Origin of the sequence: Microbacterium halophytorum (assembly GCF_002970975.1) — a bacterium.
GTDB lineage: Bacteria > Actinomycetota > Actinomycetes > Actinomycetales > Microbacteriaceae > Microbacterium > Microbacterium halophytorum.
In genome coordinates this window covers 101,474-123,177 of sequence record NZ_PNFA01000012.1, presented here as the reverse complement: position 1 = coordinate 123,177, position 21,704 = coordinate 101,474, and the positions used below count along the sequence as shown (strand labels likewise).

The 21,704-nt window shown below is 68.1% G+C and carries 18 protein-coding genes and 1 pseudogene; 12 read left to right on the top strand and 7 right to left on the bottom strand.

What is annotated here, in order from left to right:
• Positions 1-38: 38 nt before the first annotated feature.
• Positions 39-971 (bottom strand): transketolase family protein, encoded by a 933-nt coding sequence (locus C0010_RS11820; RefSeq protein WP_105567287.1) that lies wholly within the window; start codon positions 969-971, stop codon positions 39-41.
• Positions 968-1,855 carry a transketolase gene (locus C0010_RS11815; protein WP_105567286.1) on the bottom strand — a complete coding sequence of 296 codons (888 nt, stop codon included), beginning with the start codon at positions 1,853-1,855 and terminating at the stop codon, positions 968-970. Before C0010_RS11815 ends, C0010_RS11820 begins: the two co-directional genes overlap by 4 nt.
• 128 nt (positions 1,856-1,983) lie before the next feature.
• Between C0010_RS11815 and C0010_RS11810 the strand changes: the two genes are divergently transcribed.
• The 12 genes and pseudogenes from C0010_RS11810 to C0010_RS11755 all read left to right on the top strand — a co-directional run bounded on the left by C0010_RS11810 (position 1,984) and on the right by C0010_RS11755 (position 16,213).
• Positions 1,984-2,757 carry an IclR family transcriptional regulator gene (locus tag C0010_RS11810; protein ID WP_105567285.1) on the top strand — a complete coding sequence of 258 codons (774 nt, stop codon included), beginning with the start codon at positions 1,984-1,986 and terminating at the stop codon, positions 2,755-2,757.
• Complete coding sequence (locus tag C0010_RS11805) at positions 2,757-3,497, top strand: IclR family transcriptional regulator (RefSeq protein WP_105567284.1); 741 nt, start codon at positions 2,757-2,759, stop codon at positions 3,495-3,497. Before C0010_RS11810 ends, C0010_RS11805 begins: the two co-directional genes overlap by 1 nt.
• An 89-nt stretch (positions 3,498-3,586) precedes the next feature.
• Positions 3,587-4,432, top strand: coding sequence for a 5-deoxy-glucuronate isomerase (iolB, locus tag C0010_RS11800; RefSeq protein WP_105567283.1), 846 nt, complete (start codon positions 3,587-3,589; stop codon positions 4,430-4,432).
• A gap of 70 nt (positions 4,433-4,502) precedes the next feature.
• Positions 4,503-6,380 (top strand): 3D-(3,5/4)-trihydroxycyclohexane-1,2-dione acylhydrolase (decyclizing), encoded by a 1,878-nt coding sequence (iolD, locus tag C0010_RS11795; protein WP_105567282.1) that lies wholly within the window; start codon positions 4,503-4,505, stop codon positions 6,378-6,380.
• Positions 6,381-6,551: 171 nt separating this feature from the next.
• Positions 6,552-8,030 (top strand): annotated as a pseudogene (locus C0010_RS11790) (sugar porter family MFS transporter); the annotation flags it as partial.
• A 103-nt stretch (positions 8,031-8,133) separates the two neighbouring features.
• On the top strand, positions 8,134-9,324 hold the full coding sequence (locus tag C0010_RS11785; protein WP_105567280.1) for a Gfo/Idh/MocA family protein: 1,191 nt from the start codon (positions 8,134-8,136) through the stop codon (positions 9,322-9,324).
• Positions 9,325-9,550: 226 nt separating this feature from the next.
• A complete protein-coding gene (locus tag C0010_RS11780; protein WP_198410821.1) occupies positions 9,551-11,077 on the top strand; it encodes a sugar ABC transporter ATP-binding protein in 1,527 nt (508 codons plus the stop codon).
• Positions 11,074-12,039 carry an ABC transporter permease gene (locus tag C0010_RS11775; RefSeq protein ID WP_105567278.1) on the top strand — a complete coding sequence of 322 codons (966 nt, stop codon included), beginning with the start codon at positions 11,074-11,076 and terminating at the stop codon, positions 12,037-12,039. Before C0010_RS11780 ends, C0010_RS11775 begins: the two co-directional genes overlap by 4 nt.
• A 45-nt stretch (positions 12,040-12,084) precedes the next feature.
• Positions 12,085-13,035: a sugar ABC transporter substrate-binding protein gene (locus tag C0010_RS11770; protein WP_105567277.1), complete on the top strand. Its 951-nt coding sequence runs from the start codon at positions 12,085-12,087 to the stop codon at positions 13,033-13,035.
• A gap of 124 nt (positions 13,036-13,159) precedes the next feature.
• Positions 13,160-14,152, top strand: coding sequence for a substrate-binding domain-containing protein (locus C0010_RS11765; protein WP_105567276.1), 993 nt, complete (start codon positions 13,160-13,162; stop codon positions 14,150-14,152).
• Between the two features lie 91 nt (positions 14,153-14,243).
• A complete protein-coding gene (locus C0010_RS11760) occupies positions 14,244-15,299 on the top strand; it encodes an ABC transporter permease (RefSeq protein ID WP_105567275.1) in 1,056 nt (351 codons plus the stop codon).
• On the top strand, positions 15,296-16,213 hold the full coding sequence (locus C0010_RS11755) for an ATP-binding cassette domain-containing protein (protein WP_105567274.1): 918 nt from the start codon (positions 15,296-15,298) through the stop codon (positions 16,211-16,213). Before C0010_RS11760 ends, C0010_RS11755 begins: the two co-directional genes overlap by 4 nt.
• A gap of 228 nt (positions 16,214-16,441) precedes the next feature.
• On the opposite strand, the gene C0010_RS11750 is transcribed toward C0010_RS11755, so the two are convergent.
• The 5 genes from C0010_RS11750 to C0010_RS11730 form a co-directional block, all read right to left on the bottom strand.
• Entirely contained in the window at positions 16,442-17,461 is a 1,020-nt protein-coding gene (locus tag C0010_RS11750; protein WP_105567273.1) for a Gfo/Idh/MocA family protein, read from the bottom strand.
• Positions 17,462-17,477: 16 nt separating this feature from the next.
• Positions 17,478-18,485, bottom strand: coding sequence for a sugar phosphate isomerase/epimerase family protein (locus C0010_RS11745; RefSeq protein WP_105567272.1), 1,008 nt, complete (start codon positions 18,483-18,485; stop codon positions 17,478-17,480).
• A gap of 196 nt (positions 18,486-18,681) precedes the next feature.
• A complete protein-coding gene (locus C0010_RS11740; RefSeq protein ID WP_105567271.1) occupies positions 18,682-19,188 on the bottom strand; it encodes an NUDIX hydrolase in 507 nt (168 codons plus the stop codon).
• The gene (locus C0010_RS11735) at positions 19,185-20,648 is read right to left on the bottom strand and encodes a hypothetical protein (protein ID WP_158685489.1); all 1,464 of its coding nucleotides are present in this window, start codon (positions 20,646-20,648) and stop codon (positions 19,185-19,187) included. The genes C0010_RS11740 and C0010_RS11735 overlap by 4 nt, the downstream gene beginning before the upstream one ends.
• 41 nt (positions 20,649-20,689) lie before the next feature.
• Complete coding sequence (locus C0010_RS11730; protein ID WP_105567269.1) at positions 20,690-21,289, bottom strand: LOG family protein; 600 nt, start codon at positions 21,287-21,289, stop codon at positions 20,690-20,692.
• Positions 21,290-21,704: the final 415 nt, after the last annotated feature.

The following is a 21,704-nucleotide window of genomic DNA, read 5'->3' as shown; positions in this document are numbered from 1 at the left end:
GGTGCCGCGTCGGCGCTCAATGTCATGATGCTCATCAGTCAGACCGACCGTGCCAGTTCGTCGACGACGGCGGCGGCAACGCGCTCGGGGGAGAGCCCGTACTTGTCCAACAGGAAGTCGTTGGGCGCGGATTCCGACCAGCGGTCCTCCAAGCCGATCCGGATTACTCGCGTTCCGCCCCGTTCGGAGAGGACTTCGCTGACCAGGCCGCCGAGCCCGCCGATGCGACTGTGCTCCTCGACCGTGACGACGGTCTGCGCGTCGCCGATGAGTTCGACGAGGCGGTCCGCGTCGAGCGGCTTCAGGGTCGGGAGGTGGATGAGCTTCGCGCTGATGCCGCGCTGCGCCAGCAGCGAGACCGCCTCGAGCGTGCGCGACGTCTGCACCCCGGTGGAGATGAGCGTGACGTCGGTGCCTTCGGCGACGAGATGCGGCACGCCGGGTGCGAAGCTGTACGACTCGTCGAACACCGGGGAGACGGCGTCGCGCGCCACCCGCACGTAGACGGGGCCGTCGTGCTCGGCCGCCCACCGGAACACGGCTTCCGCTTCGTGCTCGTCGGCCGGTGCGATGACCGTCATGTTGGGCATCGCGCGCATGATCGCGAGGTCTTCGATGTCTTGGTGCGTCTTGCCGCTTGAGCCGTTGAGCAGGCCGCTGTAGGCCGCCGCGACCCGGACGGGCGCCTTCGTCTGGGACACCAGCATGCGGAGTTGATCGACGGCGCGGTGGGTCAGGAAGACGCCGAATGTCGACAGCCAAGGGCGGTATCCGAGGGTCGACAGGCCGAAGGCCATGCCGACCATGTTCTGCTCGGCGATGCCGACCTCGATGAATGCACCCGGAACGGCCTCGGCGACGATATCCGCTCGCGTCGAGGTGGCCAGATCGCCGTCGAGGACGACGACGCGCTGATCGTTCGCGGCGAGGTCGGCGAGCGTCTCGCCCCACACCAGTCGCTGAGCTTTCATCGATTCTCTCCCGTCTCTCCGAGCAGCTCCGCATGAGCCGTTTCGAGCTGGTCTTCCGTGGCGACGCCGTTGTGCCACTTGTAGGTTCCTTCGGTGAAGGAGATCCCGCGCCCCTTCGTGGTGCGGGAAATGATCACCGTCGGCAGTCCGGACACTCCCCGGTCCGCCGACACGCGCCCGAACGCTTCGAAGATCTCGTCGAAGTCGTGGCCGTCGATCGTGAGTGTGTTCCAGCCGAACCCGGTGAAGACGCGCTCGAGGTCGACGTGGCCGACCGGCTCGCTGCGGTCGAAGCGGTCGTTCGCTTCGCTGGGCCAGCCGTACTGCTGCAGGCCGTTGAGGTCGATGATCAGGGTGAGGTTGTCCAGACCGAAGCGCGGCGCCGAGAGAACCGTCTCCCAGATCATGCCCTCCTCGATCTCGCCGTCGCCGACCATCACCCATGTGTGGAAATCCTTGCCGAGCCGCTTCGCACCCAGCGCCATGCCTGCACCTGCCGACAGCCCTTGACCGAGGGAGCCGGTCGAGGCGTCCACGCCGGGGGTGAGCAACATGTCCGGGTGGCCCTGCAGGCGGGAGTTGCCGTGGTCGAACGTCGCGAGCTCGTCGACCGGGAAGTAGCCGCGCAGCGCGAGGACTGAGTAGAGCCCGATCGCCGAGTGCCCCTTGGAGAGGATGAACCGGTCGCGATCCGGGTCTTGGGGCGCAGCAGGGTCGATGTCGAGCTGGGCGAAGTAGAGGGCGATCAACACATCGGTCGCGGACAGGGGCCCGCCGATGTGGCCGGCTTTGCTGGCGGCGACGGTTTCGACGATCTTCCAGCGGGCCTGGCGGGCGAGATCTGCCAGCTCCTCGTTGGTCGGTCGGGACGAGAGAACAGTCATGGTTTTCCTTCGTTCGTCGGCTCTGACTCCTAGACTATACCGGCTAGCGGACAAATCGTCCATCGCATGAGATTAAATGATCCGGAGGGTTATTGGAGCGGGTGTCCACTGTGTGGGAGGGTTGACGAGTGAGTAATGACAACAGCGGGGGCAGTCTCGAGATCCTCGACAAGGCGGATGCCGTGCTCCGCCATCTCGCCGCGGAGGGCGAGTCCAGTGCGATCGCCATCGCGGAGGGCGTGGGTGAACCGACCTCGTCGACGTACCGCATCCTGTCGAATCTGCAGCTTCTCGGCTGGGTCGAGAGCGGAGTGCGCCGGGGGGCGTACCGGCTCGGCCTCGACTTCCTCAGGGTTGGCAGCATCGTGGAGGATCGCCTGAACGTGCGGGAAGCCGCCGTGCCTGAGCTCCGCGAGCTGCTCGCCACGACGGGGGCGACGAGCTATCTCTGCATCCGGGCCGACGACCGCGCCGTCTGCGTCGAGCGTTTTGAGGGGGCGGATGTCCGGTCTCTCGCGCTTCGCCTCGGGCAGTCGCTTGAGCTGCATCACGGCGCAGCGCCACGCGCGATCCTCGCCCATCTCCCCGACGCGGAGCGTGCGGCGCTCGTGGAGCGGTTCGTCGGCGATACAGGTGGTGGGGCGCCGTCGCGCGCCGAGCTGGAGGCGGTCATCGACGCGACGCGCGCGCAGGGCTTCGCCCTCTCCGACGGTGACGTCACCCACGGCATCGCCGCCGTGGGCGCGCCGATCTTCAATCACCGCGGGGAGGTCGAGGGCGCGCTCTCGGTGAGCGGGTTGCGGGGCAAGCTCCTCGCCCCGGAGCTCCGCGCCGCCGAGCTCGTTTCGGAGGCGGCCGCGCGCGCGAGCGCAGCGCTCGGATATCAGGCGGGGGGGGAGTGATGGCCGCCGCGCGACCGATCCGCGTGCTTGCGAACGCGAAGAGTCTTCTCGACGCCCTCGCCGAACGCGGGGCCCTGACGCCGGCCGAGATCTCGGACGTCATCCGCGTGCCCCGACCGACGGTGTATCGGCTGGCAGGGGGGCTCGAGGCCATCGATCTGATCGTCTCGCTGCCGGACGGGCGCATGGATCTGAGCAGGCGATGGCTGCGTCTGGCGGACGCGAGCCGAGCTGGGATGCGCGAATGGAGCGGCGCCGGCGCCGCTCTCGCGCGTCTCGCCGAGGAGACCGGGCAGACGGCTTTTCTCAGCGTGCCGCGGGGTGAGCGTGCGGTATGTGTCGACTGGGCGCAGGGGCAGGGGATCGACGTGCTGATCCTTCGCCCCGGTCGTGCACTGCCGCTCCATGCCGGCGCCGCCGGGCGTGCGCTTCTGGCCGCCTCGGATGACGAGACTCTCGAGCGCGTCCTGGGTCAGGAGCCCTTCGAGAGGTTCACGGACGCCACGCTCACGACGGCGGCCGAGCTCCGGGAGGACGTAGCCCGGACCCGCGCGTGGGGCTTCTCGGTTTCGGATCAGGACGTCACTCAGGGGATCGGTGCGCTCGGAGTCCCGATCGAGGATGCGGCAGGCCGAACGATCGGATGCCTGTCGATCGGTGGTCTCGCCGAAGAGATCACCAAGGGTGCGGACGAGCACGTCGTTGCGCTGCGGCGGGAGGCGGCCCTCCTCGGTGACTGACATTAATTATCGCGGTGTGGACATTAGGTCCATCACGCGATAGTCTCGTGGGGTCAACGCCGACGGACGGCGGCAGAGAGGATCCCACCATGACGCAGCCGCAGATTCTCGCCAAGGGCGACTGGAGCAAGATCACCCCAGAGGTCGCCGGCTGGGAGTACGTCTCCTTCGAGGTGATCACCTTCGACGGGCAGGCGGTCGAGTTCGACGCAGGCGGAGACGAGCGTGCGTTCATCCCGCTCTCCGGCACCGCACGCGCCGAGGTGGAAGGGCGGACGATCGAGTTCGGCGGCCGCCCCGACGTCTTCGCCGGGCTCGGCCACCTTCTGTATGTTCCCCGGGACACCGCGGTGTCGATCACAGCCAGCGCCGGCGCGGAGATCGCCGTAGCGTCCGCCCCTGCGACGACCCGGCACGACGTGGTGCTGGTCACCCCCGACGATCTTCCGGTGGAGGCCCGCGGCGGCGGGAACGCCTCGCGTCAGGTGTCCACGCTGATGGCGCCGTCCTTCCCCGCCGACCGTCTCCTCGTCGTCGAGGTCTGGACGCCCGGCGGGAACTGGTCCAGCTATCCCCCGCACAAGCACGAGCACGACGAGGACGGCGAGGCGCAGCTCGAGGAGACGTACTACTACCGCCTTCGCGACCCTCAGAAGGGGTGGGCGCTGCAGCGGGCATACAGCCCCGAACGCGACTTCGACCTCGCGCAGACGGTGCGTGACGGCGACATCTGCCTGCTGCCCTGGGCCTATCACACGACGGTCGCCGCGCACGGCCAGGACCTGTACTACCTGAACGTGCTCGCGGGCCCGGCGCAGGAGCGCACCCTCCAGGCGCGCCAGGATGTCGATCTGGCGGACACCGCGAACGCCTGGGCGGAGCAGGGCATCGACCCGCGCGTTCCCTTCGTTCCGGCGGCCCCGACCCGCGGCTAGCCCTGCGCCCGGGGCCCTCGCGCGCCGTGGGCACCCGAAAGAACCACACACCGACAGGAGTGAACACACCATGACACACACCGATTCGCCTACCGTCCGCCTGACCGTCGGGCAGGCGGTCATCCGATTCCTCGGGGCGCAGTACGTCGAACGAGATGGCGTGACCGAGAAGTTCTTCGGGGGCGCGTTCGGGATCTTCGGCCACGGCAATGTGGCCGGCATCGGGCAGGCGATGCTCCAGTACCAGGATGAGTTTCCGTACTACCAGGGTCGCAACGAGCAGGGGATGGTGCACATCGGCATCGGTTACGCGAAGATGCGCAACCGGCTCGGTGCGCTCGCCGTCAGCACGTCGATCGGCCCCGGTGCGACCAACATGGTGACCGGTGCCGGCACCGCGTCCGTCAACCACCTCCCCGTGCTGCTGCTGCCGAGCGACGTCTTCGCGACCCGGAGCACGGGGGCAGTGCTCCAGCAGCAGGAGATGCCGTACGCGCAGGACGTCACGGCGAACGACTCCTTCCGCGCCGTGAGCCGCTACTTCGATCGGGTCTGGCGCCCCGAACAGCTCGCGCCCGCCCTGCTCGAGGCGATGCGCGTGCTCACGAGCCCCGCCGACACCGGAGCGGTCACGATCGCCCTGCCGCAGGACGTCCAGGCGGAGGCCTACGACTTCCCCGAGGCGCTGTTCCGCGAGCGGGTCTGGCACATTGCCCGCAACCGCGCGGACCGCGCCGCGATCCGCCGGGCGGCCGAGGTCATCAGGGGCGCGAAGAAGGCGGTCATCATCTCCGGCGGCGGCGTCATCTACTCCGAGGCCACCGAGGCGCTGGTGCGCTTCGCGGAGTCGACCGGCCTCGGCGTGGGCGTCACCCAGGCCGGTAAAGCCTCCTTCCCGTACGACCACCAGCTCGCGCTCGGTGCGCTCGGCGCGAGCGGCTCGGTCTACGCGAACGGGCCGGCCGGGGAGGCGGATGTCGTCATCGGCGTCGGCACCCGGTACACGGACTTCACCACGGCGTCGAACACGCTGTTCCAGAACCCGGATGTCCGCTTCGTGAACATCAACGTCGCGGAGATCGACGTCCACAAGGAAGCAGCGATCCCCCTTCTGGGCGATGCACGCGAGACCATCGACGAGCTGCTCGAAGAACTCGGCGGATGGTCGGTCGGCGCGGATGCGCGCGAGGCTGCGGTCGCTTCGGCCTCCGCATGGCGCGCTGAGATCGACCGGATCGTCGAGCTCGACGACAGCCCGACGCTCTCGCAGGCGCAGATGCTCGGGCTCCTCAACGAGGCGGCGGGCGAGCGCGACGTCGTCGTGAACGCCGCGGGCTCCATGCCGGGCGACCTGCACCGGCTGTGGCGCCCGGGATCGACCAAGGGCTACGACATCGAGTACGGCAACTCCTGCATGGGCTACGAGATCCCGGGGGCGGTCGGCAACGCGCTCGGCGACCGCTCGCGCCACGTCTTCGGCCTCATCGGCGACGGCACCTTCCTGATGTTGTCGCAGGAGATCCTCACCGCTGTGCAGGAGCACCTGAAGATGACCTTCGTCATTGTCGACAACTACGGCTACGGGTCGATCGCGGCATTGTCGGAGACGCGCGGCGCCCAGGCGTTCGGGACCCGCTTCCACGAGCGCGGCGAAGGCGGCCGGCATGATGGCGAGCGGCTCGAGGTCGACTTCGCCGCGAACGCGGCCAGTTACGGCGCGAAGGTGTGGAGTGCCGATACGGCCGACACCTTCCGCGACGCGCTCGCCGAGGCGAAGGCGTTCGACGGCACGAGCGTCGTGTACGTGCAGGTCGACGCGCAGGGCCGCTTCGGCGGTTCGGGCGCCTGGTGGGACGTACCGGTCGCAGAGGTCTCGGAGCTCGAGTCGACTCGCGCCGCACGGGCCAAGTATGACGAGAGCAAAGCATCGCAGGGCCTCTACCTGTGACACCGTGCGGCGCGGGCAGGGGAGGCGCACAAGCTCCCCTGGCCTGCGCCGCGGCCGCGTGTGGACCCAGATTGGTGGCACGGTGCTGCAGGACCCCATATCATAATGTCTAATTGACAGGACAAAGAAGGCGATCTACGCTGGCTCCATCAGGTAACCGACGAAGGAGTCACGATGGCGACCAGCACCTCGGGGAGCAGGCCTGCGCTTCCGCCCCTGACCAAGGGCCCGCACAGCAGTCGGCTGGGTCTCATATCCATCGTCGCGTGCCTCGGCGGCCTGCTGTTCGGCTATGACACCGGCGTCATCAACGGCGCGCTGCCATCGCTCACGGAGGAGATGGGGCTCACGCCGATCTCCGAGGGGTGGGTGACCGCATCGCTGGTCTTCGCCGCCGCGATCGGTGCCGTCACGTGCGGCAGGATCTCCGACGCGATCGGCCGGCGCACGATCATCATCATCCTCGCGCTGCTGTTCTTCGTCGGCTCCGTGGTCGTCGTGGTGACGCCCAACGTCGAGATCCTGATCCTCGGCCGCATCCTGCTCGGCCTCGGCGTCGGCGGCGCCTCGGCCGTGGTCCCCGTGTACCTCGCGGAGCTCGCGCCGTACGAGATCCGCGGCTCGATCACTGGTCGCAACGAACTCGCCATCGTGTCGGGCCAACTCGCGGCGTTCGTGATCAACGCGATCATCGGCAACGTCTTCGGCCACATCGACGGCGTTTGGCGCATCATGTTCGCGATCTGCGCGCTGCCGGCCATCGGCCTGTTCTTCGGCATGCTCCGGATGCCGGAGTCGCCGCGGTGGCTGCTCGAGAAGGGGCGCCGCGACGACGCGCTGCGCGTGCTCAAGACCGTGCGCCCCGCGGATCGCGCCGAGGCGGAGGTCGCCGAGATCGAGGCGATCGCCGCGGCGGAGAAGGGCAGGGCCATCGGCCTGAAGGCGATTTTCGGCAACAAGTGGCTCGTGCGCATCCTGCTGATCGGCGTGGGCCTCGGCATCGCGCAACAGCTCACGGGCATCAACTCGGTGATGTACTACGGCAATCAGATCCTCACCGAGTCGGGCTTCACCCAGAACGCGGCCCTGATCGCGAACATCGCCCCCGGCGTCATCGCCGTCGTCGGCGGCATCGTCGCGCTCTACATGATGGATCGCGTCGACCGCCGCAAGACGATCATCATCGGCTTCACCCTGACGACGATCTCGCACCTGTTGATCGGCCTCTCGTCGATGGCGATCCCCGAGGGCAGCCCCATTCGGCCCTGGGTCATCCTGATCCTCGTCGTGTTCTTCGTCGGTTCGATGCAGACGTTCCTGAACATCGCGGTGTGGGTCTACATCGCCGAGGTCTTCCCGCTGCATATGCGCGGGGTCGGAACGGGCGTGTCGATCTTCGCGCTGTGGATGATGAACGGCTTCCTGTCGCTCTACTTCCCGTCGATGGTCGCCGGCATGGGCATCACCGGCACGTTCTTCCTGTTCGCCGGCGTCGGGGTGCTCGCGCTGATCTTCGTGGTCACGCAACTGCCCGAGACGCGTGGCCACACGCTCGAGGCCCTCGAGGAGGGCATCACGACGGGCGAGATCTTCACCCTCAGCAAGCGCGACCAAGCCCTGCACCAGGCGCGCCGCCAGAACAAGCAATAGAACACCACAGGGCGGGTGCCGCCGCGTGGCCGAGAGGGAGCCGCACAGAATGCCCTCTCGCTCCCCGCGGCGGCATCCGCGTCTCTACGAAAGGACTCAACTTATGACGACCCAGTCCCTCGGCGTTGCCGTCATCGGCGCGGGCATGGCGGGCAAGGCGCACGCCAACGCGTATCGGCAGGCCGGCGCCGTGTACGCGCCGACGCTTCCGGACATCCGGCTCGTGTCGGTTTGCGACCTGAACGGAGCCGTCGCCGAAGAGGCCGCGGCGCGGTTCGGCTTCGAGCGCCACGACACGGATTGGCGGGCGATCGTCGACGATCCGTCGATCGACGTCGTCAGCGTCGTGGTCGCCAACTTCTTGCATCGTGAGGTCGTCGAGGCGCTGCTCGCTGCCGGCAAGCACGTGCTCTGCGAGAAGCCGCTCAGTGACACGATCGAAGACGCCGAGGCCATGGCCCAGGCCGCGCGGAACGCGTCGTCGATCGCCCGCATCGGCCTGACGTACAAGCGCGCCCCCGGAATCGCGTTCGTGCGCGAACTCGTCCAGTCCGGCCGCCTCGGCAACGTGCTCCATTTCAGCGGACGGTACTGGACAGATTATGGCGCGCACCCGGATGCTCCCATGAGTTGGCGGTATCAGGGCCCGAACGGCTCTGGTGCGCTCGCCGATGTCGGCAGCCACCTCAGTTACGTGGCCGAGTTCGTTTGCGGCGACATGAAGAACGTCTCAGGTGCGCGCCTGTCGACGACGATCAACGAGCGGCCGCGGCCCCTCGGAGCGGTTGTCGGGCACACCCGAGGCGGCGTAAGCGACGAGATGGTGCCGGTCGAGAACGACGACTATGCGGGCTTCACGTGCGAGTTCGAGCACGGCGTGGGCACGCTGGAGGTCTCGCGCGTGGCCCTGGCCCACCCGACGTCTCTGTTCTTCGAGGTTTTCGGCACGAAGGGCGCCGCGCGCTGGGACCAGCGGAGCTTCGCCGAGGTCGACGTCGCGTTCCACGACGACCCGGATGACGTGGTCGGCTATCGTACGGTGCAGCTCGGGTCGGCGCATCCGTACGTCGGGGGTGGCTTCCCGATCGATATCGCCGGCGTTGGTCACGGTCAGAACGATCAGTTCGTGTTCCAGGCGCGCGCCTTCCTCGAGGAGGTCGCCGGAATCCCCGAGGCCGAGTCGCTGCCCCGCAACGCGTCGTTTGACGACGGCCTGCGCAACATGAGACTGCTGGGCGCCGTTGTGAAGTCGCACGAGGCCGGGGGAGCGACCGTCGACGTTCCGGTGGCCTGAGCGCGCAGGAATCGCCCCGAGCTCAGGCTCGGGGCGATTCCTGCGCCCACAGGCGGTCCGGCAGGTGCCGGTGCGTCGGCGAGCCTTCGCATCGTCGGTGATCGCCATCACGCACGATGGCAAAACTTCTCGTTAGGTGGGCGATAAGTCCAACGCATGGTATACATGATCTACTGATGGACAATGTGTCCATCAAGTGGGAATGTACAATCGAGTAGGGGATCCCATGGACCGCGAGGGCCGCGACATCGAGACGGCGCCGGTGCTGACGCTGTCTTCGATCTCGAAGAGCTTCCCGGGTGTGCGCGTGCTCGACCAGGTGACCCTGTCAGTCCACGCTGGCGAGGTGCACGCGCTCATGGGCGAGAACGGTGCTGGCAAGTCGACGCTGATGAAGATCCTGATGGGCATCTATGCGCCGGACAGCGGGGCTGTGCTCGTCGATGGCGAGCCCGTTGAGATCGCGAGCCCGAAGGACGCGCTCCTCCGGGGTGTCGCGATGATCCACCAGGAATTGAACCCGGTTCTCGACATGACCATTGCGGAGAACATCTTCCTCGGTCGGGAGCGCCGCACGGCGGCGGGTCTCTTCGACGAGCGGGGCACGCGGCGGGAAGCCCAGGCGATCCTGGATCGCCTGGATATCGATCTCGAAGCGGACCGACCCATGCGCGAGCTCTCCGTCGCTCAGATGCAGCTCGTCGAGATCGCCAAGGCGATCTCGGTCGAGAGCCGGATCATCGTCATGGACGAGCCTACGTCAGCGATCACGGAGGCCGATGTGGAGACCCTGTTCGGTCACGTCCAGCGTCTCGCGGCATCCGGTGTCGGCATCATCTACATCTCCCACAAGATGGACGAGATCTTCCGCATCGCCGACACGATCTCGGTGCTGCGGGACGGCGGGCTCGTCCGAACCGATGCCGCCGGGGCATTCGATGAGCCGACGCTGATCTCTCTGATGGTCGGGCGCTCGCTCGACGACACCTTTCCGAAGCGGAGCGTCGAGATCGGCGAACCCGTGCTGACGGTGAGGGGATGGTCGAGCCCTCCGGTTGTGAGGAATGTCAGCATCGAGTTGCGCCGCGGTGAGGTCCTGGGGATCGGCGGGCTGATCGGCGCCGGGCGCAGCGAGTTCGTCGAGTCCCTGTTCGGCATCCGACGCGGTCGCGGGGCGGGGCCGGTGCGCTTGCGAGGCCGTGATGTCCGGATCCGGCGACCGCGCGACGCGATCCGGCTTGGCATCGCGCTCGTCACCGAGGATCGCAAGGGGAGCGGCTTGAACCTCGCCGCTTCCGTCGGCGAGAACATCACGCTCGTCGCGCTGCACCGGCTGTTCTCGACGGGCATCCTCAATCGCCGCGAAGAGAGGCGCGTCGCGCGCTCGTACATCGATCGGCTCCGGATCCGCACGCCGAGCGATGGTCAGCTCGTCTCCCGACTCTCGGGCGGGAACCAGCAGAAGGTCGTGCTGTCGAAGTGGCTGCTCTCGGAGCCGGACATCGTCATCCTCGACGATCCGACGCGGGGCATCGACGTCGGCGCGAAACGCGACCTCTACGAACTCATCGGCGAGTTGGTCGAGACCGGCCGGTCCGTGATCCTCATCTCGTCCGAGATGAGCGAGCTCATGGGGATGAGTGACCGCATCCACGTCATGGCAGAGGGCCGTGTCACCGGAACCCTGGAACGCAGCGAATTCTCGCAGGAGCGCATCCTCGAGCTCGCCTCTCGATTCGGAGCAGAGAAATGACCACGATTGCGGTGCGAGTGCCGAGCCGTGTGCGGGTGATCGCCAAGAACCTCGGCCTGGTCGTCGTGTTCTTGGCGATCGTGGCGGTGCTGACGATTGCGTCGCCGAACAACTCGTTCTTGAGCGTCAACAACATCTTCCTCATCCTCATCCAGACGTCGATCAACGGCATCCTCGCGATGGGCATGATGTACGTCATCATTTCCGGGCAGATCGACCTGTCGGTCGGATCGACCGTTGGGCTCGCCGGCGTCGCGGCTGCGATGTTCGCGCACCCCGGTGAGTTCCCGCTGATCGTCCCGATTCTGGTCGGCCTCCTGGTGGGGGCAGGCGTCGGGGCGCTGAACGGCGTCGGTGTCGCATACGGCGGCGTGCCATCGTTCATCGTGACGCTCGGCACACTCACCGCCGTGCGAGGTCTCGCGCTGATGCTCTCGGGAGGCGCGCCCGTGACGGATCTCAGCTCGGCGTTCCGCGAACTCGCCTCGGGGCAGGTGTGGGGCATCCCGACGCTGGCGATCTACCTCGTCGTCGTCGCAGCCGTGGCTGCGTTCGTGCTTCGACGCACGGTGTTCGGTCGGCGTGTGTACGCGCTCGGCGGGAACCCGGCGGCGGCCGAGGTGTCCGGAATCTCCGTGAAGCGCCTCACGGTCGCACCGTTCGTCATCGCGGGAGTGCTCGCCGGTCTGGCGGGCGTGCTGCTGGCATCCCGCACGTTCACGGGCTCGCCGACCGCCGGTGCGTCGTACGAGCTCGACGCGATCGCGGCCGTCGTGATCGGCGGAGTGAGCATGGCTGGAGGTCGCGGCCGCGCCTTCGGCGTCCTCATCGGTGCGCTGATGATCGCCGTGATTGCGAACGGCCTCGACATCCTCGGCATCGACTCGAACGCGCAACTGCTGATCAAGGGCGCGATCATCGTGCTCGCCGTCCTGATCGATGTCAAGACCCGGCGCGACTGACCAGTCGCGCGAACTGCACAGATCCCGTATGGAGAGGAAACGAAGATGACGAAGAGGGCCGTATGGACAGCCGCGGCACTGGCGGCCGCGTCCGCCGTGGTGCTGACCGGCTGTGACACGACATCCGGTGAGAGCGGAGAAGTGTCGGGGGAAGAACCTCGGATCGCGCTTGTGATGAGCCATATGACCAATGAGTTCACGACGACGATCGCGGGTGCGGCCGAGGCGAAGGGCGAGGACCTCGGTTACGCCGTTACGGTCTTCGACGGTGAGCAGGACGCGGCGACGCAGGTGTCGCAGATCGAGCAGGCCGTGAGTCAGGGATTCGACGGCATCCTCGTCGAACCGGTGTCGACCGACGGTGTCGTGCCGGGCCTGCTCGCGGCCAATGACGCGGGTATCCCGATCGCGACGATCGTGCAGCGAGCGTCGGAGCAGTCGCTCGCCGCGTCGTACATCGGGGGCGACGAAGAGCGGGCGGGAGAGCTGCAGATGCAGCACGCGCTCGAGGATCTCGGTGGGCAGGGCTCGATCGCAGTCCTGTACGGCCCGATGGGGAGCGACGCGCAGATCACTCGGAACGAAGGCTACGAGACCGTGCTCGCTGAGAACCCCGATGTGAGCGTGGCGTTCGAGCAGTCGGGGAATTGGGTGACGGCCGAGGCGCTGAATCTCGTCGAGAACTGGCTGTCGACCGGTGAGGAGATCGACGCGATCGTCGCGCAGAACGATGGCATGGCGGTCGGTGCGGTGCAGGCGATCGACAACGCCGGGAGGGCGGGCGAGATCGCGGTGTACGGCATCGACGCGACCGCCGACGGCATCGCCGCGATCGAGGCTGGTGGGCTCGCCGGCACGGTCTCGCAGGACACGGCCGGCATGGGCGAGCTCGGCGTGGAGACGATGGCGAAGCTCATCGACGGCGAACAAGTGCCCGATGAGGTGCTGACCGAGGCCGTGTGGATCACGGCGGAGAACCTCGACGAGCTCGAATAGCCCCTCCACCGGCGCGATGGACACGGACGGATAACGCCTGTCATTGTGTCATTGACAATATGTCCGAACAATTAGAAACTCAACCTTATCCGGAACGATCCGATACACGATGGAGTGAGATCGAATGAACACAGCAGGCAAGAAATTCGGCAGGATGGTCGGCGTCGGCGGCTTCGTCGCAGCGGGCGTGCTGGCGCTCGCGGGTTGCGGGGGTGGACCGGCCGGCGCGCAGAAGGAGGGCGCGGCGGAAGAGCTCGACCCTCTGAAGGTCGCGATGATCACGCATCAGGCACCTGGCGACACCTTCTGGGACATCGTTCGGAGCGGCGCCGAGACCGCCGCGGAGCGCAACGGTGTTGAGTTCCTGTACAGCAGCGACCCTGATGGCGCGCGCCAAGCCCAACTCGTGCAGCAGGCGGTCGACCAGGACGTCGACGGCATCGTCGTCACGCTCGCCAAGGCGGATGCGATGTCCGGCGAAGTGCAGAAGGCCGTGGAAGCAGGCATCCCGGTCTTCAGCATCAACGCCGGCGAAGAGCAGTACAAGGACATGGGCGTCCTCGCACACTTCGGCCAGAACGAGTTCATCGCGGGCCAGGCTGTCGGCGAGCAGCTCAACGAAGAGGGATCGAAGCGGGCGATCTGCGTGATCCAGGAACAGGGTCACGTGGGCCTCGAGTCGCGTTGCGAAGGCCTCGCCGACACGTTCGACGGCGAATCGGAGGTGCTGTACGTGAACGGTCAGGACATGACGAACGTCACCTCGACCATCACATCGAAGCTTCAGACCGACTCCGACATCGACTTCGTCGTGACGCTCGGCGCGCCGTTCGCGGTCGCGACGGTCGACGCCATCACCGATGCCGGTAGCGACGCGAAACTCGCCACGACCGACCTGAACGGCGACGTCTACCAGGCGCTTCAAGACGACACCATGGTCTTCGCGGTCGACCAGCAGCCGTGGATGCAGGGGTACGAAAGCGTCGAAGCGGTGCGTCTGTACCACGAGGGCGGCTACGTCCTCGGCGGCGGGAACGCCGTGCTGACCGGGCCCGCGGTCATCACGAAGGACAACCTCGACACTGTCGCTGCCCAGTTCGAGGACGCCGCAGAGTAGGCCGCTCCGCAGTGCCCGCCGAGCCGCGCCGTCGGCGACAGGCTCGGCGGGCCGCGGCGTGCGACCTCAAACCCTCCAGAGGAGTGAGCAGATGAGTAGTGGTACTGCAGTGTTGCAGAAGGCAGACGAGCGCGTGACACGGGGGAATTGGTTCACCAAGTTCTTCACGAAGCCCGAGGCGGGAGCGACGGCGGCCGCCGTGGTGCTCTTCGTGATCTTCGCGGTCGCGGGATATCCGCAGTTCACCGAACCGTCGTCGATCGCGACGACGCTCTACGGGGCGTCGACAGTGGGCATCATGGCGCTGGGTGTGTCGCTGTTGATGATCGGCGGCGAGTTCGACCTGTCGACCGGTGTTGCCGTGATCTCCTCGGCGCTATCGGCGTCGCTGTTCGTGTATTGGTTCGGCACGAACGTGTGGGTCGGCGTGTTCGTCGGGCTGATCTTCTCGCTCGGCGTCGGCTTCATCAACGGCTGGTTGCTGCTGAAGACGAAGCTCGCATCGTTCATCGTGACGCTGTCGACGTTCTTCATGCTGACGGGGCTGAACCTCGGGTTGACGCGCTTGATCACGGGCGGCGTCGCTTCGCCGTCCATCGAACCGTGGCCCGGTTTCGACTCGGCCGTGGCGGTCTTCGCATCCGACATCCCTGTGTTCGGCATCAACGTGAAGATCACGGTGTTCTATTGGATCGCCCTGGTGATCGTCGCGACGTGGCTTCTGCGTCGCACCAAGGTCGGGAACTGGATCTTCGCGTCAGGCGGCGCGCCCGAGGCCGCTCGCGCGGTCGGCGTCCCGGTCGGGAAGACCAAGATCGGCCTGTACATGGGGGTCGGCTTCTGCGCCTGGCTCCTCGGCATGCACAACCTGTTCGCGTTCAAAACGGTGCAGTCGGGCGAGGGCATCGGGAACGAATTCCTGTACATCATCGCGGCCGTGGTCGGTGGATGCCTGCTGACCGGCGGGTACGGCTCCGCGATCGGCGGTGCGATCGGCGCGCTGATCTATGGCATGGCGCTCAAGGGCGTCGTGTACGCGGAGTGGAACCCCGACTGGTTGAAGTTCTTCTTGGGCGCGATGCTGCTGGGAGCGACGGTGTTGAATTTCTGGTTGCAGCGCCGCGCCGCGAAGGGAGGCAAGAAATGAACGCCACGACGCAAGCGGACACGCCGCTGGTCGAACTCGACGGGGCGGGCAAGCGCTACGGGAACATCATCGCTCTGCGTGACGTGAGCCTGAAGGTCGGTTCCGGCGAAGTGATGTGCGTGCTCGGCGACAACGGCGCGGGGAAGTCGACGCTGATCAAGATCATCGCCGGGCTCCACCAGCACGACGACGGCGTGTTCAGCATCGACGGCGAAGAGGTCAAGCTCTCGTCGCCGCGCGATGCGCTCAAGCGAGGAATCGCAACCGTGTACCAGGATCTCGCTGTCGCGCCGCTGATGCCGGTCTGGCGGAACTTCTTCCTCGGGTCTGAGGTCACCAAGGGCTGGGGGCCGTTCCGGCGCCTCGACGTCGACTTCATGAAGAAGACGGCGAAGAAGGAGCTCCTCGACATGGGCATCGACCTGCGCGACGTGGAGCAGCCGATCGGTACGCTCTCCGGCGGTGAACGCCAGTGCGTCGCGATCGCGCGCGCCGTGTACTTCGGCGCGAAGGTGCTGATCCTCGACGAGCCGACCGCGGCTCTGGGTGTGAAGCAGTCAGGCGTCGTTCTGAAGTACATCATCCAGGCACGCGACCGCGGCCTGGGCGTCATCTTCATCACGCACAACCCGCATCACGCGTATCCGGTCGGGAATCGCTTCCTGCTGCTCCGGCGGGGGCAGAACATCGGGTATCACGAGAAGAACGAGATCACCCTCGAGGAGCTCACGGCGCTGATGGCTGGCGGTGCCGAGCTGGAGGCGCTCGTCCACGAGCTGCGTGACGCGGGAACGAACACGGAAGAGGTGCGCGTCATCCGCGATGAGATCGAGAAGGACGAGTCTGCCGGGGTCGGCCGTGTCGCCGTCACGGAGACGGTGGCCACGCACAACCTGAAGAAGAAGCGGCGCTGAAGCCTGCCGCTCGACGCCGTCGTCCGGTCGTACGGCGCCGGAGGGGCGTCGGGGTGCCGAGCGTCTGAGCGGAACGGGCCGCCCCGAGCAGGGCTCGGGGGCGGCCCGTGCACAATGCAGTCGATTCTTGCGCGGGGCGTGTGACGGGTGGCGGAACCTCGCGCAGGGTCGTGGATGGCACGCAGAATCGACTGCGATGTGCGCGCGCCGGGCAGAGCTCCTGTGCCGTCAGACCTCGACGGACCTGTTCTCGAGGGCGCTGGTGCGGGCCGCGTCGAGGATCGAGACAGTGTGCACCGCCTCCTCGAGGGTGACGGCGAGCGGGGCGCCGTCGGCGATCGACGCGTGCAGGGCGCGGTAGTAATCGGCGTAGTCGCCGCGCTCGCTCGGCACGCGCGAGGCGCCGGCCGCGGTGCGCAGCGTGCCCCATCGCGACGCGTCCTCGACGCCCCACTCGGGCTCGGTGAGCGGGTGTCGGCCCGCGAGCGTCGCGGCCGTCTGCACGTCCGACATCCGGGACGCGTACGACCCCTCCGAGCCGTACACGATCAGCTCGTGCTCCTGCAGGCGGTTCAGCTTGCTGGACGAGACCGTGGTGTGCACGCCCGAGCGGTGGTGCATGCCGATCGTGAAGCCCGCGTCGACCCGCTGGTCGTCGCGCTCGACCCAGTCGAGGTGCGCATCGACGCGGACGACGGGACCGAACAGGTGCGTCATCTGGTCGACGGCGTGCGAGCCGAGGTCGCGCAGCAGGCCGTGCGCCGGGCCGACCTCGAGCGTGTCGGGGTCGTCGAGGTCGAAGCGGTTCACGGCACGCCATGGCTCCCCGACGGCGCCATCGGCGAGCACCTTCGCCGCCGTGACGATGTCGGTGTCGAAGCGGCGGTTGTGGAACACCGTGAGCACTCTGCCCGAGCGCCTGCCGGCCTCGGCCAGCTCACGCGCCGTCGCGGCATCCGGGGCGAACGGCTTATCCGCGACGACGTGCACGCCGCGCTCGAGGGCGCGGAGCACGAGTTCGCGGCGGGTCTCGGGCGGGGTCGTGATGACCACGGCGTCGACGCCCGCGTCGATCAGGGCGTCGAGGCCGTCGAACGCCGGGACTCCCGGCGCCGCGACCGCGAGCTCGGCGCGGCGGGCCGCGGAGCGCGTCACGACGCCCGCGAGCTCCCACTCGGTCGCGGCCTGGATGTAGGGCAGGTGGAACTTCTGGCCGCCGAAGCCGAAGCCGACGAGTCCGATGCGCATCCGGATGTCCCTTCCCTCAGAGCGACGCGGCCAGCGCGTCGTCGGCGGCGCGGAGCACAGCGGCGGCCTCCGCGAGGCCCTCGACGGGGCCGAGTGAGGTGTCCTCGTGCTCGATGTTCACGAGCATGCCCGGGTCGACCTCGTGCAGGGCGCGCAGGAACTCGGTCCAATAGGCGGTGTCGTGGCCGCGGCCGAGCGCGACGAAGTCCCACGCGGAATCCTTCGGCCACTCGTTCGCCCACTCGTCGCCGCCGAGGTTCGTGCGGTCCTCCTCGGGCGACAGTCGGCGGAAGCTGTTGTCGAGCACGCCGTAGAGCTCGGCATTGGCGCGGTTGATGCGCACGTCCTTCGCCGCGGCCTGGAAGATCAGCTCGCCGAGGTGGCGGGTGACGGCGACGGGGTCCATCTGCTGCCAGAACAGGTGCGAGGCGTCCATCTCGACGCCGAGGTGCGTGGCGCCCGTCAGGTCGAGGAGCTTGTGCACGTCCGCGGCGTTGAACACGAGGTTCTGCGGGTGCAGCTCGAGGGCGACCTTGACGCCGTGGTCGGCGGCGAATCGGTCGGTGTCGCGCCAGAAGTCGGCAGCGACGCCCCACTGGTAGTCGAGCACGTCGAGCGCCGTGGAGTTCCAGGCGTTCACGATCCAGTTAGGGTGCGATGCGCCCGGTTCACCGCCCGGCAGGCCCGACATCGTCACGACGCGCGTCTGCCCGAGCCGCTCGGCGAGCAGGATGCTGCGGTGCACGTCGGCCGCGTGCTTCTCGGCGATCGTGTGGTTCGGGTGCAGCGGGTTGCCGTTCGCGTTCAGACCGGCGATCCCGACGCCCGTCCCCTCGAAGGCCCCGACGTAGTCGTCGCGCGCCGCATCGGAGGCCAGGATGTCATCGAAGCTCGGGATGTGCCGCGCGGGCAGGAACCCGCCGGAGTTCAGCTCGATGCCGGTCAGGCCGAGCGACGCGATGACCTCGAGGGCCTCCGGCAGGGTGCGGTCGTGCAGGATCGCGTTGTAGACGCCGAGCTTCATGGCGGAACACCTTCTCGTGGCAGCTGCCCCGGCCGCGCCGGCGGGGCGCGCGCCCGCGAGCGCGCGTTCCGACGCTACCTTTGAGAGAATGTCCTGTCAATAAGATGGAATGCCCTGCGGCACCGTCGGGCCGGATGCTCGCCGCACCGTCTGCTCGGGTCGAACCCGGGTGCGGACGACGGCGCGGGCCGCGCCCCTACCGCCGCGCGCGGACGAGCGCGATCGCCGACAGGGTGATGCCGTCGCGGATCTCGCCGCTGGCGACGGCGCTGTCGATCTCGTCGGCAGTCAGCCATCGCAAGTCGGGGAACTCGGCGACGCCTCCCGCCGCGAGGTCGTGCGCGCGGACGACCGCGACGGAATCGGCGAGCAGCCCGCTGTCCGGCCAGATCGTCCCGACCAGCGCGACTTCCCCGGCACGAAGGCCCGTCTCCTCGAGCAGCTCGCGCCGCGCGGTCGCGACCGCATCGGCGTCCTCCGCCTCGGCGCCGCCCCGTGGAAGCTCGAGCAGTCGGGCCCCGATCGCTGGCCGATCGATGCCGATGAATACGACGCGTCCGTCTTCCTCGGCCCATACGACGGCGCCGGGCCCGTTCGGCTGCCCGGAGACGCGTGCTCTGACGTAACCGGGCATCCGCTGCTCGTGCACCTCGATCCCGGTGTCGTCGCTGCGCCAAGCGAGCTGCCAGCCGGGGCGGATCACGATCCGCTCCGCAGGCGGAGCGTCGACTGCATCCGCGTTGAGCGCATGCTGAACAGCGACCCGACTTCGCTCCAGGGGAACGCGCCGATCAGCGCGAGCAGGGCCCACAGCACAGCGAACCAGGCGCCGCTTCCTACGAGCACTTCCGCGTCGCGAAGGGCGAGGGTGAGTGCGATCAGGGTGAAGGCGGCCACTCGCAGCCACCGGATGAGCACTTGCTGGCGGCGGGGCGGGGTCTCACCGACGGCACTTCGCACACGGAGGGCGAGGTCGAACACGTGGCGATTGGACGGTTCATCGAGCAGGCGGTTGCCGTGTGAATCCCGCGCCTGCGCGACGGAGGCGAAAGCGCTGGGTGAGGCAACCTCCATGTGCTCGAGGATCTCACCGTCGACAGCGAGATTCCCGGAGCGCGGGCGCCGCCGACCCCGCAGGCGCCGCCAGGCGAGCCGGATGCGGGAGACCTCGTCTGCAGCCAGACCCCAGTGCCGCGCGCGATCGCCGTCGAGGTCGGAGACGCCCACGCCGCGCAGCGTCAGCATGCGCAGGTCGTCCTTCTCGCGGATCGCCTCGTAGTAGGCCGAGTTCCACCAGCGCAGCGCCCATGCCCGGTCCGAACGCGGCAGCGCGGCCAGCGCGTCGGGCAGGTGCGGAGGGTCGAACACCGGTAGGCCGCCGGTACCGTCGATGCGCTCGCCATCGAGCCAGCGCACGACAGGGGCCCGCCGCGAGGGCGGGGCCCAGGAGCCGTCAGGCTGACGTTCCCGCAGGGCCAGCAGTGCATCGGCCAGCGGCTCGTCGTCCGCGACGTGCTCCGCGGCGCGCTCCAGGGCGGCGTGCACATCGGGGGTGCGTCCGCTCCACGGCTTCGCCGCGACGCGCCCCGCCGCGATCGCCTCGACCCACTCGCGCCTCCGCGCGTCGATCAGGTCCCGCAACTCGGATCGCTCATCCGAGGCATGATCCCACAGTTCCTGAGAGAGGAAGGCAGGGTCGGAGCGCTCGCGCCACGCAGGGGAGGGGAGTTCTTCCAGTACGCTTCCCGGGCCGGTGTCTCCGCGGTCGTAGGAGCCCGTCAGGGCGATCAGGGCGCTGGAGACACGAGCGCCGCGCGCCTCGGCCGGCCCCGCGACCTGCTCGTACTGGAACTCGGCGAGGGTGCGCGCCCAGCCCGCGGTGGGCGCATCGAGGTCGGGCGGAGGCTGACAGTCGATGGCCAGGGGGAGCCGCGCGCCCGGTTCGAGCCCGAGATGCCACGCCAAGCGGTCGGGACCCATCGCGAGGAAGAAGATGCCGTCGAGTAGTTGGTTCCGATCGACGACGACCGTCTCCGCGATGAGGAGCGCCGTGCGGAGACCGCCGAGCAGCTTCCGCGTCGCCTGCTCCGCACCGAGGGCGAGCCACAGCCTGCTCTGCTCCGGCGCATCGAAGTTCGAGACGCTGATCCGCATGTCCGCCACGATTCTGCTCCCTCCGCGCAGCCGTGCTCTGAGAGCGCGCCCTACAGCTCCGCGTCGGAGCCCGACGGCTCGCCCCACTTCGGTGCCGGCGGCTGCCACGTGCGCAGGGCGGCGAGGAGATCGTCCGGGTCGGAGGCCACGATCAGGCTGCGGCGGAAGTCGGCGCTGATGAAGCCCTGCTCGACCAGGCGGTCGACCATCGCGAGCAGGGGATCCCAGAACCCCCCGACGTCGTACACGGCGATCGGCTTGCGGTGGAGGCCCAGCTGCTGCCACGTCCAGGCCTCGAAGAACTCCTCGAGCGTCCCGGCGCCGCCGGGGAGCATGACATAGGCGTCGCACAGCTTCGCCATGCGCTGCTTTCGCTCGTGCATGTCCTCGACGACCTCCAGCCGGGTGAGGTCGGGGTGTGCGAGCTCCTTGTCGACGAGCGCTGTCGGGATGATGCCGACCACATCGCCGCCCGCGTCGCGCCCCGCGGTCGCGACCGCGCCCATCAGGCCGACGTTCCCGCCGCCGTACACGATGCCGATCCCGGCGCTCGCGAGCGCGCGGCCGACGGCGGTCGCCGACGCGAGGTAGGCGGGGTCGGCCCCCGGGGCCGAGCCGGTGAACACGGTGACGCTCCTGATCTGCGGCATGCCTCCAGCCTAGGTCCGCGGAGCGCGCCGCTCGGCCGCCTGCACCATCGCCGCGGTCGCACTCGATGCGCTTCGGCGGCGATCTCTGGTGCGGATTCTGTCACCGCGGCGGGAGGGACGGCGCATCGACGACGGCCGGTGAATGCTCGGTCGATCGGAGCGCCCGGCGACGCGCGGCAAGCGCGCTCTGCGTCCTAGTGTCATCCCGTCCCGTCGTCACCAGCGCATGCGATGCGAGCAGGAGGGATGCCCGGTCGCACGGATGCGCGATGATCGCACGCAACTTCGGTTGCAGCTCTGGTGCAAATCCGAACGTGCAACCGTTGCTCTACTTCCTCGTTTTTTCAACTGTTTGAGCGTAGTATCGGCAAATACTCGAGGTTCCGACTGCAATTATCCAGACGCGTGGGGGCAA

Excerpts from the sequence above, each read along its gene's own strand:
- C0010_RS11820 (WP_105567287.1), bottom strand. The coding sequence starts at position 971 with ATGAAAGCTCAGCGACTGGTGTGGGGCGAGACGCTCGCCGACCTCGCC.
- C0010_RS11815 (WP_105567286.1), bottom strand. The coding sequence starts at position 1,855 with ATGACTGTTCTCTCGTCCCGACCGACCAACGAGGAGCTGGCAGATCTC.
- C0010_RS11805 (WP_105567284.1), top strand. The coding sequence starts at position 2,757 with ATGGCCGCCGCGCGACCGATCCGCGTGCTTGCGAACGCGAAGAGTCTT.
- iolB (WP_105567283.1), top strand. The coding sequence starts at position 3,587 with ATGACGCAGCCGCAGATTCTCGCCAAGGGCGACTGGAGCAAGATCACC.
- iolD (WP_105567282.1), top strand. The coding sequence starts at position 4,503 with ATGACACACACCGATTCGCCTACCGTCCGCCTGACCGTCGGGCAGGCG.
- C0010_RS11785 (WP_105567280.1), top strand. The coding sequence starts at position 8,134 with ATGACGACCCAGTCCCTCGGCGTTGCCGTCATCGGCGCGGGCATGGCG.
- C0010_RS11780 (WP_198410821.1), top strand. The coding sequence starts at position 9,551 with ATGGACCGCGAGGGCCGCGACATCGAGACGGCGCCGGTGCTGACGCTG.
- C0010_RS11775 (WP_105567278.1), top strand. The coding sequence starts at position 11,074 with ATGACCACGATTGCGGTGCGAGTGCCGAGCCGTGTGCGGGTGATCGCC.
- C0010_RS11770 (WP_105567277.1), top strand. The coding sequence starts at position 12,085 with ATGACGAAGAGGGCCGTATGGACAGCCGCGGCACTGGCGGCCGCGTCC.
- C0010_RS11765 (WP_105567276.1), top strand. The coding sequence starts at position 13,160 with ATGAACACAGCAGGCAAGAAATTCGGCAGGATGGTCGGCGTCGGCGGC.
- C0010_RS11760 (WP_105567275.1), top strand. The coding sequence starts at position 14,244 with ATGAGTAGTGGTACTGCAGTGTTGCAGAAGGCAGACGAGCGCGTGACA.
- C0010_RS11755 (WP_105567274.1), top strand. The coding sequence starts at position 15,296 with ATGAACGCCACGACGCAAGCGGACACGCCGCTGGTCGAACTCGACGGG.
- C0010_RS11750 (WP_105567273.1), bottom strand. The coding sequence starts at position 17,461 with ATGCGCATCGGACTCGTCGGCTTCGGCTTCGGCGGCCAGAAGTTCCAC.
- C0010_RS11745 (WP_105567272.1), bottom strand. The coding sequence starts at position 18,485 with ATGAAGCTCGGCGTCTACAACGCGATCCTGCACGACCGCACCCTGCCG.
- C0010_RS11730 (WP_105567269.1), bottom strand. The coding sequence starts at position 21,289 with ATGCCGCAGATCAGGAGCGTCACCGTGTTCACCGGCTCGGCCCCGGGG.